18 protein-coding genes are annotated in these 14954 nt (G+C 27.1%); 10 read left to right on the top strand and 8 right to left on the bottom strand.

Annotated features, from left to right (window positions below; genetic code table 11):
- Positions 1 to 121: 121 nt before the first annotated feature.
- Positions 122 to 553, top strand: a complete 432-nt coding sequence (locus Q1J76_RS03380) for an ATP-binding protein (protein WP_300366797.1) — start codon at positions 122 to 124, stop codon at positions 551 to 553.
- A 433-nt stretch (positions 554 to 986) separates the two neighbouring features.
- Here the strand turns inward: Q1J76_RS03380 and Q1J76_RS03375 are convergent, their stop codons facing one another.
- Both Q1J76_RS03375 and Q1J76_RS03370 read right to left on the bottom strand, forming a co-directional pair.
- Entirely contained in the window at positions 987 to 2534 is a 1548-nt protein-coding gene (locus Q1J76_RS03375; protein ID WP_300366794.1) for an ATP-binding protein, read from the bottom strand.
- 34 nt (positions 2535 to 2568) lie between these two features.
- Positions 2569 to 3060: an ATP-binding protein gene (locus Q1J76_RS03370; protein ID WP_300366791.1), complete on the bottom strand. Its 492-nt coding sequence runs from the start codon at positions 3058 to 3060 to the stop codon at positions 2569 to 2571.
- A gap of 213 nt (positions 3061 to 3273) precedes the next feature.
- Between Q1J76_RS03370 and rpmH the strand changes: the two genes are divergently transcribed.
- From rpmH to jag, 5 genes are all read left to right on the top strand, one after another.
- The gene (rpmH, locus tag Q1J76_RS03365) at positions 3274 to 3417 is read left to right on the top strand and encodes a 50S ribosomal protein L34 (protein ID WP_008723263.1); all 144 of its coding nucleotides are present in this window, start codon (positions 3274 to 3276) and stop codon (positions 3415 to 3417) included.
- Positions 3418 to 3447: 30 nt separating this feature from the next.
- Entirely contained in the window at positions 3448 to 3828 is a 381-nt protein-coding gene (gene rnpA, locus Q1J76_RS03360) for a ribonuclease P protein component (protein WP_300366779.1), read from the top strand.
- Positions 3825 to 4034 (top strand): membrane protein insertion efficiency factor YidD, encoded by a 210-nt coding sequence (gene yidD / locus Q1J76_RS03355; RefSeq protein WP_300366776.1) that lies wholly within the window; start codon positions 3825 to 3827, stop codon positions 4032 to 4034. Before rnpA ends, yidD begins: the two co-directional genes overlap by 4 nt.
- A 92-nt stretch (positions 4035 to 4126) precedes the next feature.
- On the top strand, positions 4127 to 5980 hold the full coding sequence (yidC, locus tag Q1J76_RS03350) for a membrane protein insertase YidC (protein ID WP_300366773.1): 1854 nt from the start codon (positions 4127 to 4129) through the stop codon (positions 5978 to 5980).
- Positions 5981 to 6045: 65 nt separating this feature from the next.
- Positions 6046 to 6747 carry an RNA-binding cell elongation regulator Jag/EloR gene (gene jag / locus Q1J76_RS03345; protein WP_300366770.1) on the top strand — a complete coding sequence of 234 codons (702 nt, stop codon included), beginning with the start codon at positions 6046 to 6048 and terminating at the stop codon, positions 6745 to 6747.
- A 461-nt stretch (positions 6748 to 7208) separates the two neighbouring features.
- On the opposite strand, the gene galE is transcribed toward jag, so the two are convergent.
- The gene (galE, locus tag Q1J76_RS03340) at positions 7209 to 8201 is read right to left on the bottom strand and encodes a UDP-glucose 4-epimerase GalE (protein ID WP_300366767.1); all 993 of its coding nucleotides are present in this window, start codon (positions 8199 to 8201) and stop codon (positions 7209 to 7211) included.
- A gap of 300 nt (positions 8202 to 8501) precedes the next feature.
- Between galE and Q1J76_RS03335 the strand changes: the two genes are divergently transcribed.
- The 3 genes from Q1J76_RS03335 (at position 8502) to Q1J76_RS03325 (ending at position 10494) form a co-directional block, all read left to right on the top strand.
- On the top strand, positions 8502 to 8582 hold the full coding sequence (locus tag Q1J76_RS03335; RefSeq protein WP_300366836.1) for a hypothetical protein: 81 nt from the start codon (positions 8502 to 8504) through the stop codon (positions 8580 to 8582).
- Positions 8583 to 8719: 137 nt separating this feature from the next.
- On the top strand, positions 8720 to 9646 hold the full coding sequence (pfkB, locus tag Q1J76_RS03330) for a 1-phosphofructokinase (RefSeq protein ID WP_300366764.1): 927 nt from the start codon (positions 8720 to 8722) through the stop codon (positions 9644 to 9646).
- Positions 9647 to 9804: 158 nt separating this feature from the next.
- Positions 9805 to 10494 carry a hypothetical protein gene (locus Q1J76_RS03325; RefSeq protein WP_300366762.1) on the top strand — a complete coding sequence of 230 codons (690 nt, stop codon included), beginning with the start codon at positions 9805 to 9807 and terminating at the stop codon, positions 10492 to 10494.
- Here Q1J76_RS03325 and ruvC read toward each other — a convergent pair.
- The 5 genes from ruvC to Q1J76_RS03300 all read right to left on the bottom strand — a co-directional run bounded on the left by ruvC (position 10487) and on the right by Q1J76_RS03300 (position 14109).
- A complete protein-coding gene (gene ruvC / locus Q1J76_RS03320; RefSeq protein ID WP_300366759.1) occupies positions 10487 to 10960 on the bottom strand; it encodes a crossover junction endodeoxyribonuclease RuvC in 474 nt (157 codons plus the stop codon). The two genes, Q1J76_RS03325 and ruvC, sit on opposite strands and share 8 nt — an antisense overlap.
- A gap of 19 nt (positions 10961 to 10979) precedes the next feature.
- A complete protein-coding gene (locus tag Q1J76_RS03315) occupies positions 10980 to 11723 on the bottom strand; it encodes a YebC/PmpR family DNA-binding transcriptional regulator (protein ID WP_300366756.1) in 744 nt (247 codons plus the stop codon).
- Positions 11724 to 11838: 115 nt separating this feature from the next.
- Positions 11839 to 12567 (bottom strand): amino acid ABC transporter ATP-binding protein, encoded by a 729-nt coding sequence (locus Q1J76_RS03310; protein ID WP_300366753.1) that lies wholly within the window; start codon positions 12565 to 12567, stop codon positions 11839 to 11841.
- On the bottom strand, positions 12560 to 13273 hold the full coding sequence (locus Q1J76_RS03305; protein WP_300366750.1) for an amino acid ABC transporter permease: 714 nt from the start codon (positions 13271 to 13273) through the stop codon (positions 12560 to 12562). Before Q1J76_RS03305 ends, Q1J76_RS03310 begins: the two co-directional genes overlap by 8 nt.
- 92 nt (positions 13274 to 13365) lie before the next feature.
- Positions 13366 to 14109, bottom strand: coding sequence for a basic amino acid ABC transporter substrate-binding protein (locus Q1J76_RS03300; RefSeq protein WP_300366747.1), 744 nt, complete (start codon positions 14107 to 14109; stop codon positions 13366 to 13368).
- A 219-nt stretch (positions 14110 to 14328) separates the two neighbouring features.
- On the opposite strand from Q1J76_RS03300, the gene Q1J76_RS03295 reads away from it, so the two are divergent.
- Entirely contained in the window at positions 14329 to 14937 is a 609-nt protein-coding gene (locus Q1J76_RS03295) for a LemA family protein (RefSeq protein ID WP_300366744.1), read from the top strand.
- Positions 14938 to 14954 lie beyond the last annotated feature (17 nt).

Here is a 14954-nt window from a genome sequence, read left to right as displayed (position 1 = left end):
TAATGTCAATATTTTTGTATAGTTAAAAACTTGACAATGAAAGTTATTTTACTATACTTTATAAGTAAAATAATATAACTGATTATAGTAATAAAATTTTGCCGATAAGTAGAACTGAATTATGGAAATGGAGTACTATAAAAACAAAATAGATAAAAGATTGTTTATGAAAATTCCTAGTGATAAATTATTAATACCTAAAGCATCTAATGACTTTTTAGATTTTTTACATACAAATGGTATCAAAGAATGCGATGCATTTCAAATAGCCTTTGAAGAAGCTTTAACTAATTCAATAGTTCATGGAAATAAAAGCGATTATAATAAAAATGTAAATATATATTTTCATATTGATGATGAAATGGTAAAAGTTATTATAGAAGATGAAGGAGACGGCTTTGATTATACTATGACTATGATAGGGCTCACAGAATCACAAGAAAATATTTATAAAGATAGCGGAAGAGGAATATTTCTAATCTCTCTATACACAGATGATTTCTATTTTGAAAATAATGGAAGAAAAATAATAATGATTAAATATAGAAATTAAAATTCATTTTAATATTAATTCATAATAAAATTTTATTAAAAAGTCAATTTTATCAACATTTTTAATACATACTTACTTTTTTATTTAAAAAAAGCTAGGGTGGGTGTTAATATTTCTTAATTGATAATAAGAAAAAATGCATCGTAATCTTTTATAAAGGCAGTAAAAAATAAAGGGAGGGGTATGTAAATAAAATTTCATATACATACGCCCACCCTTTATGTTTATCATCCTAATATATAATTTAATCTTATACCACTTTTCTGCCCTAATTAGAATTTTCAGCACCCGCCCAAGCTTTTCTTAAATTTGCTGATCTATAACCGCACGCAAAACGAAATTAAAAATATATGTTAATTAATGATAATAATATTAGTAATAAATAAAATTTTTTTTACCGTGCGTTAATTTATTTAATTAAGTATAAATAAGACTATTTAGCAGGTATTCCAAAAGGCATTCTCAATTTTACTATAGTTCCAGCTCCTTCAGAACTATCTATATTAATAATCCCCTGCATAGTATAAAGCAAATCCTTTACAACAGATAAACCAATTCCCATTCCTCCATACTCTCTTTCAAATCTTGAATCTGCCTGATAAAATGGTATAAATATTTTTTTTAATTTACTTTGCTTTATACCTTTTCCAGTATCTTTTACTATTATCTCTATTTCATTAGGTATTATATTTTTCATTGTATGATAATTAAATAAATCAGGCGAAAAATCTAATTCTTTTTTCTCTATTGTATCTAAAGTTCTTACATTTATTGATATAGTTCCAGACTTAGTAAATTTGAATGCATTCGATATTATTCCTTCCATGATTAATTTGAATCTTTCATGATATCCTATTAATGTAATGCAGTTTTTTTCTATATTCATTTCTACATTTATATCTTTTGGATAAATGAATTTATAACCATCTATAATGATGTTCAGCTCTTCTTCTATATTGAATTCAGATACATATTTTGAACTTTCATCATCTTTTAAAGCTATTTGTATAAGATTGTTATTAGTATCATAAAGTTTCTTAATGCTTCTTGAAACTATATTAAAGAACTCTTCTCTTTTTTCTTCTGACATATTATTTTTTTTGAGTAAATTAAGATACCCCATAATCTCTGTAAAAGGATGCCTTAATTCATGGGAAACAGTAGCTTTAAACTCTCTTATCAATTTATTATAATGCTCAGCACTTTTTTTAAGAGAATTTATTTCGTTCAGCAGAATATGAAGTCTTTTTTGAAGTATAATATTATGATTCTTCTGATGCTCATATAGTATAGAAAAATAAAGCCTATGAAGCCCTATTTCTGTACCAGCATTTTTTATAACTCCATCTTTACACCATCTCATAGCTTTATCAAAAGGTACAAAAAAAGCCTCTATAGTTTCCTCCATAACAGATCCGTCTGTTTTAATCTCTTTTTTAGGAGTTAATCCTGTTATATCGCAAGTGGCAATATTAATTCTCTCAGTTATTATACCTGAAGAACTATAATATCTATATCCAAGTACATTTATATTTTTTAAATCTACATTATATCCAGTCTCTTCTTCAAGCTCTCTCTTAGCACACTTTTTTATTCCCTGATTAGGATTTTTTTCATTTATCTCATCTTCCTCAAGCATTCCAGCAGGAAACTCTAAAAAATTCATAATATGCTCATCAATCTCTTCATGACTTTTTCCCGTCATAACCTTCTCCCTATAATATACTACAGGTCTGAATGTGCTTATCATAAGAACATGTATTTGATTATCTATATAAGCATAAGGTACTATAATAACCGCATCTCTTCCTTTTCTATTTATTATATCACAATTATATTCTCTAGAAAAAGATCCATCATCATATTCATTTATAGCTATGAATCTCTCTAAACTGACAAATCCAGTATCCAATTGTATAGGAGGAGATTTACGAAAATATTTTGTATTTTTTACTTTTTTCTTTTTTTTATCATTAGACATAATCTAAAATCTCTTTGAATTATTTTTTTATTTTTTATTGTTCTTTTTTTATTATCTTTATTAAAGTTATGGCATTGCCTTTTTTATTGAATTTAACCTCATCAAAATACGACTTAATCATCATAATTCCCCTTCCGTTTTCACGTGCGAAACCATCATTATTTATTTTTTTTGCTTCCTGCTTTGGTTTAAATCCAAGACCTTGATCCTTAACCATAATAATAATCTTATCTTCTTTTTCTTCTGGTAATTCTAATTTTATTTCAACATTTGTATTTTTAGCTTTTTCCGTTTTTAAAAGTTCTTTTAATTTTTTATGATAAATATTTTTCTTGAGCCATTCTTTTTTTGTTTCATATAGTATATTAAGATTTCCATGCTCTATAGCATTCATAATCACTTCATATAATGCTGCGTTAAATAAATCTATTTCACTATTTGGTATATATTTCTTCACATCATTCGATAAATTTTCTATTAACGGAGTAATATCTTCTAATTTATTCTCAAGTAAATATTTTTTCATTTTAATATTATATCATTAAATAATATAATATCAAATTCGTAAATAATTATAACAAAATAAAAATACAATATATATAATAACAGTTATTATGCGGTTTTTTATGTACTTGACAAAATGAGTATTATATAGTACAATACTTCAGTATACTTATGTAATTTTTTTCTATAGAAAATATTTAATAAAGAAATATATAATCTTTATAAGGAGACATACATGAAACGAACTTATCAGCCAAGTAAGTTGCGCCGTGCTAGAAAATTTGGATTTTTTAAACGTATGGCAACTAAGCATGGACGAGATGTTTTAAAACGCAGAAGAAGAAAAGGCAGATACCGCTTAACTGCTGCAGATGAGTAAAAATATTAAGCAATTATTTAAGCAGTACTTATGGAAAACTGTTGGAGGGAACGCTCATCGAAATTATATATAAAAGAGCGACTGAAGCAAAGAAACGATATATCAGCATTTTTCAATAATCATAGCGAAGTTAAAAGAATTTATAATTCTAAATATACAATACTAATATTGAAAAATAATCGCTCATATTCCAGATTTGGTGTAACTATTAAAAAAAATAAAACTAATTCTGTAGGCAGAAATAAAGCCAAAAGAATAATTAAAGAAATATACCGAACTCAAAAAGATAAAATTCCTGTGGGATATGATTACTTTATTATAGTTAATAGATTTGATAGTTATAAATTCCCTTCATTTAGTGATTGTAAAAGAGACTTATTAAAATTATTCCAGAAGGTTTATTATTTATGAAAAAAATTCTTCTATTATTGATTTTTTTGTATCAAAAGGCTATTTCACCTTATTTAAAACCTTCTTGCAGATATATACCTTCATGTTCTGAATATGCTAAACAAGCTGTCATTAAATATGGAGCTATTAAAGGAAGTTTTCTTGCAATTTATAGAGTGCTGAGATGTAATCCTCTAGCAAAAAAAATATATGACCCTTTGCCATAATATTTTTTATACGCTAGACCATCGTCCTTTTCTAATTGCTTAAATAAAATTCTCATTTGTTTAATAATTGATTGAAGGAGCTTTAATAGTTTATGAGCAATAATAAAAGAATGGTTATAGCTATAGGACTTTCAGCTATAATAATGTTTCTATATATGTTCTATCAAGCTAAAACAGTAAAACCTGTTTATAATTCTAACATAAATACAAATTCTACTGTAACTAGCAATAATATAACAACTGAAAACCCTATGTTAAATACTGCTCAAATGCAGAAAATAGAAAATACAAATGTAGCACTTAATAATGAAAAAACAATTGAAAATGAACATGTTATAGCAGTTTTTAAAAATGGGGCTTTATACTCATATAAATTAAAAAATTATTATCCACAAGATTTAGGAAGCAATTATACAAATGAAACTATTGATATGGTAGAACAGGTTTATGAGGGAATATACCCATTCACTGTAACTTTCCAAAATCTTTCAAATTCTATTGCTATACCTGAAAATTTAAATTATCAGCTATTAGAAGAAAATGGAGATAAAGTTACATATACTGCAAATGTTATTATTGATAATTCTGAAGTAAAAATAACAAAAACATTTACTTTCGGTGAAGATCCTTATCAATTGAAAAATTCAGTTACAATAGAAAATATGAGTGAAAAAGATATGTCATTATTTTATTCATATTTCTTAGGTACTGGAATAGGTCCTTATAGAACTGATAAAAACTCCGTTAGAGAAGATGCTACAAAAGCTCAGTATCTAATAAAGGGAAATGGAAAATCTAAAATACTATTAACTGGAGATATAGTAAAAGAAAATATTTTCTCAAGATTATTTGGTTCTTATTCTAAAGGAATAAAAACAAATCAAATGAAATACAATATATATGAGGGGCAAGATAAATGGGTTGCTTTGAATAATAGATATTTTGCTATTATATCTTCTCCAGCTCAATCAAATAATACTGTTTTTGAAACTATGACTTTTTCTAAGCCTTCAACTAATGAATATAGAAATGACTTCCATTTAGCAAATTTAGTATCTAAACATACTATTAAAAGTGGTAGTTCTATTACTGATGATTATTCAGTATTTATAGGTCCTAAAGTAAGAAGTATTTTCTCTAAATATTATCTTGAAGAATCTTATGAATCTATATTCCAAGAATCTTTCTTAGGACTTAATTTAAGACCTTTAACTTATATATTAGATATTATACTTAATGCTTTATATAAAGTTACCAACAATTATGCTTGGGCTATATTACTATTTACATTATTATTTAAAATTGTAACTTTCCCACTTAATCATGCTTCATATAAATCTATGAAAAAGATGCAATTAGTTAATCCTAAAATAGAGCGTATAAGAGAACAATATAAAGATAGCCCTGATAAATTAAATGCTGAGATAATGGCTATTTATAAAAAGGAAAAAATTAATCCTTTGGGTGGATGTCTTCCTATGCTTCTTCCATTTCCATTATTAATAGCATTTTTCTATCTTATGCAGTCAATGGTAGAATTAAGGAATACTCCGTTTTTATGGATATCCGACCTTTCTTCACCTGATAAATTATTTGTATTTCCTGCTGGCATACCTATATTGGGAGGATTTAATTTCAATTTATTCCCTATAGTGATGGCAGTAACTAGTTATTTAAGTATGAAACTACAACCTACTAGTTCTACTGCAGGTAGCGGTGCAGCAGCTAATCAGATGAAAATGATGACAACTATTTTTCCGCTTATGATGCTTTTTATGTTTTATAACTTTGCAAGTGGACTTGCATTATATTGGACTGCTCAGAATGTATTTGGAGTTATTCAGCAATTTATAACTTCAAAAATAGATAAATCTAGCTCTAATGAAGTGATTATCGAAGAAGAAAGTAAACAAAATATGAAGAAGAAAAAGAGAAAAAAGAGATAATTGTTAGCAAACTAAAAGTAATAAAAAATTATTACTTTATCATATAGAAAGGAGGATACTACATTATGTTAGTAAAAGAGTTTAGTGGTAAATCAGAAAAGGAAGCCGTTAATAAGGCACTGGAAGAACTTAATCTTACAGAAGATCAGGTTAGAATTGAGGTAATAGATAAAGGAAAGCGTACATTATTAGGGTTTGGAGAAGAGTCTCCTACAATCATAAGAGTTTATTATGAAGAAATTTCTACTAATTTAGGTGAGTTTCAATCTATAGTATCTAATATACTAAAATATATGGGGATTGAAGCTGAAGTTACTGCTAAGGAAGAAAGCCAAAAAAGAATTTATATCAATATTTCAACAGATGATTCAGGAGTTTTAATAGGAAAAAAAGGTGCTACATTAGAATCTTTACAATTTATAATTTCATTAATAGCATCTAAAAAATTTAATGATGATACTGAAAGACATATAATATTAGATGTTGATGGATATAGAGAAAGAAGAGAAGAAACTTTAAAACATATAGCTCGTCAGGCTGCTCAGCAGGCTAAAAAAACTAGGAGAGTTGTAGCTTTAGATCCTATGTCCCCTTATGAAAGGAGAATCATACATTTAGAATTACAAAATGATCAAGATGTTGAAACTAAAAGTGATGGAGAGCCGCCATATAGAAGCGTGAAAATTTATTCTAAAAGAAAAGGCGGATACAATAAAAGATATAATGACAGAGGCGGATATAATAAATCTTATTATAGAAATAGATAATACAATTATATAAATAAAAATAATAAAAGGGGGCTTTAAAAAGTCCCTTTTTTATATCTTTTTCTTTTAAATCTATATTACACACCCCACCCTTTATATATAAAAATTCATATTAAAAAAGCAAATTAATAAAATTTAATACTAAATAAAAAAAGCATCCCCACCCAAGTGTTTTTTAAATTTGCAATATACACAACGCACGCTAAATGATACTAAATCTATCACTTCATTAATCATTTCTATTTTAATTATATATAAGAATCTGCTCACCGTGCGGTAAAGAAAGCAAAAAATTTAATCCTCACTTGGGCGGGCAGTAATATTTTCTTAATTGACAGAAAAAGAAAAGATAATTCTCTAATACAAATTGAAACAGAAAACTTATAGGGCGGGATTTATAAAAAAGAGGCTCTAATTATATATTGAAGCCTCTTTAATTATTTTTTATTGTTTATAAAAATTTATCTGTCATTAAATCCATTAGGATGATTCTTATGCCAATTCCAAGCTGTTTGAACTATTATCTCTAATGAATCTATAGTAGGTGTCCAGCCTAAAACTTCTTTTGCTCTGTCGCTGCTTGCAATAAGTTCAGAGGAATCCCCTGCCCTTCTAGGACAAATTTCTGCAGGTATAGGATGTCCTGTAACTTTTCTAGCTACTTCAATAACTTCTTTTACACTGAATCCATTGCCATTTCCTAAATTGCATGCCACACTATTTCCTCCGTTTTTTAAATAATTCATAGCAGCAATATGTGCTAAAGCCAAATCACATACATGTATATAATCTCTAAGACAAGTACCATCTGGTGTAGGATAATCATCTCCAAATATTTTTATAGATTCTCTCTTACCAAGAGGCACTTGAAGTATTAATGGTATTAAATGAGATTCAGGATTATGATCTTCTCCTATATGTCCGTTTGGATGAGCTCCTGAAGCATTAAAATATCTTAAAGCTACATAATTAAAATCATAAGCTTTTGTATACCAAGAAAGTATTTTTTCTAATGCCAATTTGCTGTCCCCATATGGATTTGTAGGCTCTTTTCTGCAGTCTTCTTTTAAAGGTATAGATTCGGGCTCTCCATAAACTGCCGCTGTAGAAGAAAAGATAAAATTCTTAACTTTAGCTTCAAGCATAGCATTAAGAAGATTTATAGAATTAGATACATTATTATGATAATATTTAGCAGGATTTTGTACGCTTTCCCCAACTTCTATATAAGCACATAAATGCATAACTGAATCTATATTATGACTGCTGAATATTTTATCAAGTAATGCACTATCTCCAATATTACCATGATAAAAATTCTTACAATCTTTAATAGCTTCTTTATGTCCATACTCTAATGAATCTATTACAACAGTTTCTATATTCTGCTTTAAAAGTTCATTAACTACATGAGAGCCTATATATCCAGCTCCTCCACATACTAAAACAGCCATATTAAATACTCCAAATAAAAAAAGTTTAATTTATAACTAAAGTATAAATAAATTGAAAAAAAAGTCAAAGAATTATTTTTTTATTTTATTGTTAAAATTTTATTATGTTTTTAATAATATAATTGGAGGATAATTTTTTATGACTAAATATTTTTTAGAAAATGCATTGAAATTAAATAAAGAGTATACATGTACTTTTGAAATACCTTCTAAAGAAGAAATTGATTCTTTAAAATTAATGATTTAGTAAAATTAATTTTTACTGAAGAAAATGATACCCCTGAAATAATTCCTGAGAGAATGTGGGTTAAAATTACAGAAATAAATAGAGATAATTTTAAGGGAATATTATATAATAATCCATATTATTTAAAAAGTTAAAAATGCGGTGATGAAATAGTTTTTAAAAGTGAAAATATAATTGATATATATTGAGTTCAGTATAAAAAGTTATTATTGAGTATTATTTTTTTATTTTTGATGTATAATTAATACAGATATTTTTATAGGAGTTTTTTATGATTTATACTTTAACATTAAATCCAGCAATAGACTATTATATGGATATGAATAAACTTGATGAAGGGGAACTAAATAAAGTTAATAATTCCTATACTTTAGCTGGAGGTAAGGGGATAAATGTTTCTAAGGTATTAAAAAATTTTGGTGTAGAATCAATAGCTTTGGGTTTTTGCGGAGGTTTTACAGGAGAATATATAAAATCAGATTTAAATAAATATGGAATCAAGGATAATTTTATTACATTATCAGAAAATAGCCGAATAAATGTAAAAATAAAAACTACAAAAAATGAAACAGAAATAATGGGTAAATCTCCTAATATATCTCAAGAAAATATAGATGTTTTACTTTCTATTATAGATAGTATTAAAGATAATGATATACTTATACTTTCTGGAAGTGTTCCTATCTCTGTGAAAGATGATATTTATAAAGATATAATACAAAAAACAAAATCTAAAAATAATGTAAAAATAATATTGGACTCCAGAGAAAATGCTTTTAAAATTGCAGTAAAAGAAAAAGTCTTTCTTACAAAACCTAATAGAAAGGAATTATCAGAGTATTTTGGAAATGATATACGTTCTGTTTATGATATTATCACTTATGCTAAAGAATTAGTAAAAGACGGAAGTGAAAATGTTTTAGTATCATTAGGAAAAGAAGGTTCTGCTTTAGTTAATAAAGATGAAGCGTATATAGGCAATGCTCCAAATGGACAATTAGTAAGTTCTGTAGGTTCTGGAGATGCTATGGTGGCAGGTATTGTATATGGAATAAGTAAAGATTTAAATATATTAGATGCTTATAAATATGCAATAGCATCAGCAACTGCTACAGCATTTAGTGAAGGACTTACATCATTTGAAAAGATGAATAGTTTTTTAGATAAAATAGAAGTGAAAAAAATTAATGTAAAATAAATTTTTATTTAAGCAAGAAGTCTAATTTTAGATTTCTTGCTGTTTTTATTTCAATATGTAAACTAAAATCTTAAAAAAATTTTTTATTTATATATTTTTTATTGATTTAAATTCATAAAACTATCATAATATATACATAGAAACCAATGGAGTCGATTATGAAAAAAATGATAATGACTATAATATTTATAAGCTGTTCTATGTTATATTCAGAGTACTATGCATTGGATAAATGGCATATAGTTGAAAAAATAGATCCTATAACAGACGATAAAGAAATTTCTATTTTCATCAAAAAACAAGAAGAAAGAAGTTTAAATTTTAATACATTTATGATAAAAATAAATAGCAATTCTATCAATATAAATTTATATACCCCATCTATCATATACAAAAAAAATTTTAGTATGACTAATGATAATATAGACATAATTTATAGATTAGATAAAAATGAACCTAGAAATACAACATTAAATAAATACGGAGAAGGCAAATTTTATTCATTAACTAATTCACAAAGCTCAAGTCAAAAAAGCATAGTATTTTTAAAAGAAATGCTATCATACAATACCTTAGCTCTAAGAGCAGTAGAAAATATTAATAATACAAAATATACTTATACATATGTTTATGATTTGAATCAATTAAGTGAAATTTTATTGAATGCCAACTTCAATGATACAATATTAGAAAATTATAAATCAGAATTTGATTCTATAATACTTCAGAAAAATGAATCAAATAAAAATGAAAGTTCTGAAACTAATGATACAGAATTACCTAAAACCAATCATAAAGAAAATATTTATTTGATAGATGATATAAATTATCAAAAGCCTGTTATTTGAGAATTCTGTTTCTTGATGCATGAGCCAAAGCTATTGCCACCGCATCGGCAGTATCATCTTGAATAATATTGGAACCAGTGAAGAGATTAACCATTTTCATCATAGCATCTTTATTGGCATTTCCATTACCTGTTATTTGTGATTTTACTTCCTTTGGCTTATATTCCTCAAACTCTATTTGATTTAGAGTGAGAGCTAATATTATAATGCCACGTGCCTCAGCAACCTTTATAGCAGTTTTTGTATTTTTTGAAAAGAAAAGCTCCTCTATAGAAGCATTATCAGGCTTGTATTTTTTTATAAGCTCATCTAATTGAGTGAATATAAATGTAAGTCTTTGATTATAATTTTGATTGGAAAAAGTTTCAATAAGCCCGGAATGTACTATTTTATATTCAGAATTTTTAGCTTCTATAAAAGCATATCCGCATCTAGCAAATCCCGGGTCTATTCCTAAAGTTATCATTTATTATGACAAATAATTATTATTCTTCGATTAAGTTATCAGTGATTTCTAAATTAGTAGCTACAGCAGAAACATCATCATGATCTTCAAATAATCCTATGATTTTTATAACTTTTTTAGCATCATTTTCAGCTATAGTCATAGTATTATCAGCCACACGAACTATTTCAGCACTTTCAGGTTCAATACCTTTACTTTTCAAAGCATCAACTATAGAAGATAAAGTTTCCATAGGTCCTGTAATAGTAAATACTTCATCATCTTGTTCTATATCCTCAGCACCTGCATCAAGCACTATATCCATTAAACTCTCTTCAGTATTTCCAGCAGCAGGAATCATTACAATTGCTTTCTTCTTGAACTGCCAAGAAACCGCACCATTTTCAGCTAAGTTTCCGCCGTTCTTACTAAATATAGATCTTATTTCAGCAGCAGTTCTATTTTTATTATCTGTAGCTACATCCACTATGATAGCAACTCCTCCAGGAGCATAACCCTCATAAGACATTTCTTCAATATTAACACCTTCGCCTGCACCTGTCCCTCTTTTTATAGCCCTGTCTATATTATCATTAGGCATATTAGTACCTTTAGCTTTAACTATAACCATTCTTAATCTAGCATTCTGATCTGGGTCTGGGCTTCCCCCTTCTTTTACTGCGATTGTTATTTCTTTCGCTATTTTTGACCAAATTTTACCTTTTTTTGAATCATTTGCAGCTTTTTTATGTTTAATACTAGCCCACTTGGAGTGTCCTGACATATTACACCTCTATTTATTAATTTTTTATTTGTATATTATTTATTTCGCTGTAATTATATATTAAAAGATAACTATTGTCAACTTTTAACTTTAATCAAATCAAATAAGATAATTATCAATGATTTAATACCTTATATAGGAATTCTTTAACTCTATCATGTTTAGGATTAGTGAAAAACTCATTAGGCTCTTCATCTTCAAGTATTTTTCCATCATTCATAAAAAGTATTCTAGTAGCAACATTCTTAGCAAAACCCATTTCATGGGTAACAATAATCATAGTCATGCCTTCTTTGGCAAGCTCAACCATAACATCTAAAACCTCTTTAATCATTTCAGGATCCAAAGCAGAAGTAGGCTCATCAAAAAGCATAATATCAGGCTCCATAGCCAAAGCTCTTGCTATAGCTATTCTCTGTTTCTGTCCGCCTGAAAGTTTATTAGGGTATACATCTTTTTTATCAACCAAACCTACCTTTTCAAGAAGCTTTATCGCCTTTTTCTCAGAATTATCTTTTGATATTTTTTTTACTTTCATAGGAGATAAAGTAATATTTTCCATAACTGTTTTATGAGGAAATAAATTGAAATGCTGAAATACCATTCCAAGCTCCTGTCTCATAAAATTAATATCAGTATTTTTATCCATGATATTTTTACCATTGATAATAATATCTCCTTCGGAAGGTTCTTCTAATCTATTTATGCATCTCAAAAAAGTAGATTTACCGCTTCCAGAGGGTCCTATAACAGCAATAATCTCTCCTTTGGAAATATCAACATCTATACCTTTAAGTACCTCTAATTTACCAAATTTCTTATGTAAATTCCTAATCTTAATCACTTTCTCTTAAACCCTCCTCTACTTTCTTCATAATCATAGCAAATACCGAAGTAAGTATAAAATATATTATTCCAACAGCAATCAAAGGCTCAACACCTCTATATGTCTGACTTGTAATAATATTTGCGGATCTTAATAAATCAACACCCCCTATAAATCCAACTACTGAAGTTTCTTTTAATAATGCTATAAACTCGCTTACAAGAGGAGGAAGTATTCTTCTGATAGCCTGCGGTATTATAATCTCTCTCATAGATAAAGAATAATTCATTCCTAATGCTCTAGCTGCTTCCATCTGTCCTTTATCTAAACTCTGTATACCTGCCCTTATAATCTCAGCAACATAAGCCCCAGAGTTAATTCCAAAAGCAATAGCCGCTATAATAAGTATAGGGGTATTCCTTAAACTATCAACAAAAATAACATTAGCCCATATCATAAGCTGAACAACCACAGGAGTTCCTCTTAAAATATTAACATACCAAAATGCTATCTTTGAAAGAGGATTAAAATTAGCTAATTTATTAAAATTTTTGAATGGGTAAAATTCAGAAAGCTGAAGTAAAGCTACGAATATACCTAATATAACACCTAGTATAGTAGCACATGCTGTAGTACCTACAGAAAATATTAATCCTTTTAAAATATAAATATATCTATCATTTGTAATAAAGATTAATTTAAGCAGTTCTAAATATTCCAGCATATATATAAACCTTTATAAAAAAATATATCTTCTCCATATAATCCTAATTTATGATAAATTAAGAAAAATAAGAAGAAGATATAAAATATATATTATTTTCCAAAATACTTGATTTTTAAAGTATCATAAGTTCCGTTTTCTTTAAGTGTTTTTAAAGCATCATTTATTTGAGCAAGAAGTTCTGTATCTTCTTTTCTCATAGCTATAGAATATTCCTCAACAGCAGCATCAGTTTCTACTAATTTTAATTCAGGATTTTGAGCAACATAATTTTTAGCAGGCTCATAATCCAATACTATAGCATCAACTTTCTGAGATTTTAAAGCTAATATAGTTTCAGAAGTAGTATTGAATTTCTGAACTTCAACATTAGCCATTTCACTTACTAAAATATCTCCTGTATATCCTAATACAACACCAATCTTTTTACCAGTGAAATTATCAAAAGAAGTTATTTCAGTATTATTTGACTGAACTACTATAGACTGTCTAGAATTGTAATAAGGATCTGTAAAATTAAGGAATTGTTTTCTCTCTTCTGTAGCTGTCATTCCTGCAGCAATTATATCAATCTTTTTTGCCTCTAAAGCAGGAAGAAGTCCGTCAAACTGCATATCTATTATTTCTATTTCCTTTCCAAGTAATTTAGCCACTTCTGCTATTAAATCCATATCAAAACCAACTATTTTATCTCCCTCTCTGTATTCAAAGGGTTCAAATTCTGCATTAGTACCAACATATAACTTATTCTTATCAGCCTTCTTTTGACAGCCTACAAATACAAATAAAACAACTGATAAAGCTATAATCACTTTCAAAATATTATTTTTAAACATAGTGAAATCCCCTAATATTTACATAAAAACATTATATTATGTAAAGTTATACTATTTTTTTCGGATAATTTTATAATAATAATGCAAAAAAGTCAAGGTAAAACATTTATGTTTAAGTCTATATTTATCACATAATTATATATTTTACTGTTTTATAAATTTGAATTAACGAAATTTATAATATATAATTTTTATAAACAAAAGGAGATATATAATAAGATGAGAGGCTCAGCAGTAGCCATAATATTTATTATAGTAAACATTATAGCTATAAGCATATTTATGATAGTATCCACTACATCAATAAAAGAATCTATTCTCACAGAAGAAAGACTATCAAGAGAGTCTCTAAATTCAATAATTGAAATATATTATAGAAAAAATACAGCAACAGAAAATTATTATAATGCCGTATCGGTTATACCAAAAATAGATATATACACATTGTATGCATTAAGTAATTATATAGAAAGAATAAAGCTAATAGAAGCTGATTCTACTTTGATAGAAAAACCATTAACTTTTCAAGAATATCAGTATATACAGGCAAGAATCACTGAAAATATAAATAAAATCAATTATACAGCAAGAAATTATCCTGTATTAAGAACTAATCAAAACTATATAACAGCCTTGAATGAGATGAAACCTATAATAGAAGATGAAAAAAAATCTATATCTTTGTATAATGATCATGTATTGGAATATAATAAACTCACTACTACTCCGCCTTCTAGTATAATAGCTGGTATAATGGGAAAATTTCCATTCTTAAAATTTGAAACAGGCACCAATATCATAGCACAAACTAGTCATATTTTCCAATAATATTTAAATAAATTAAT

The organism is Brachyspira sp. (assembly GCF_029258575.1).
Lineage (GTDB): Bacteria > Spirochaetota > Brachyspiria > Brachyspirales > Brachyspiraceae > Brachyspira.
This window is presented reverse-complemented; position numbering and strand designations above follow the sequence as displayed.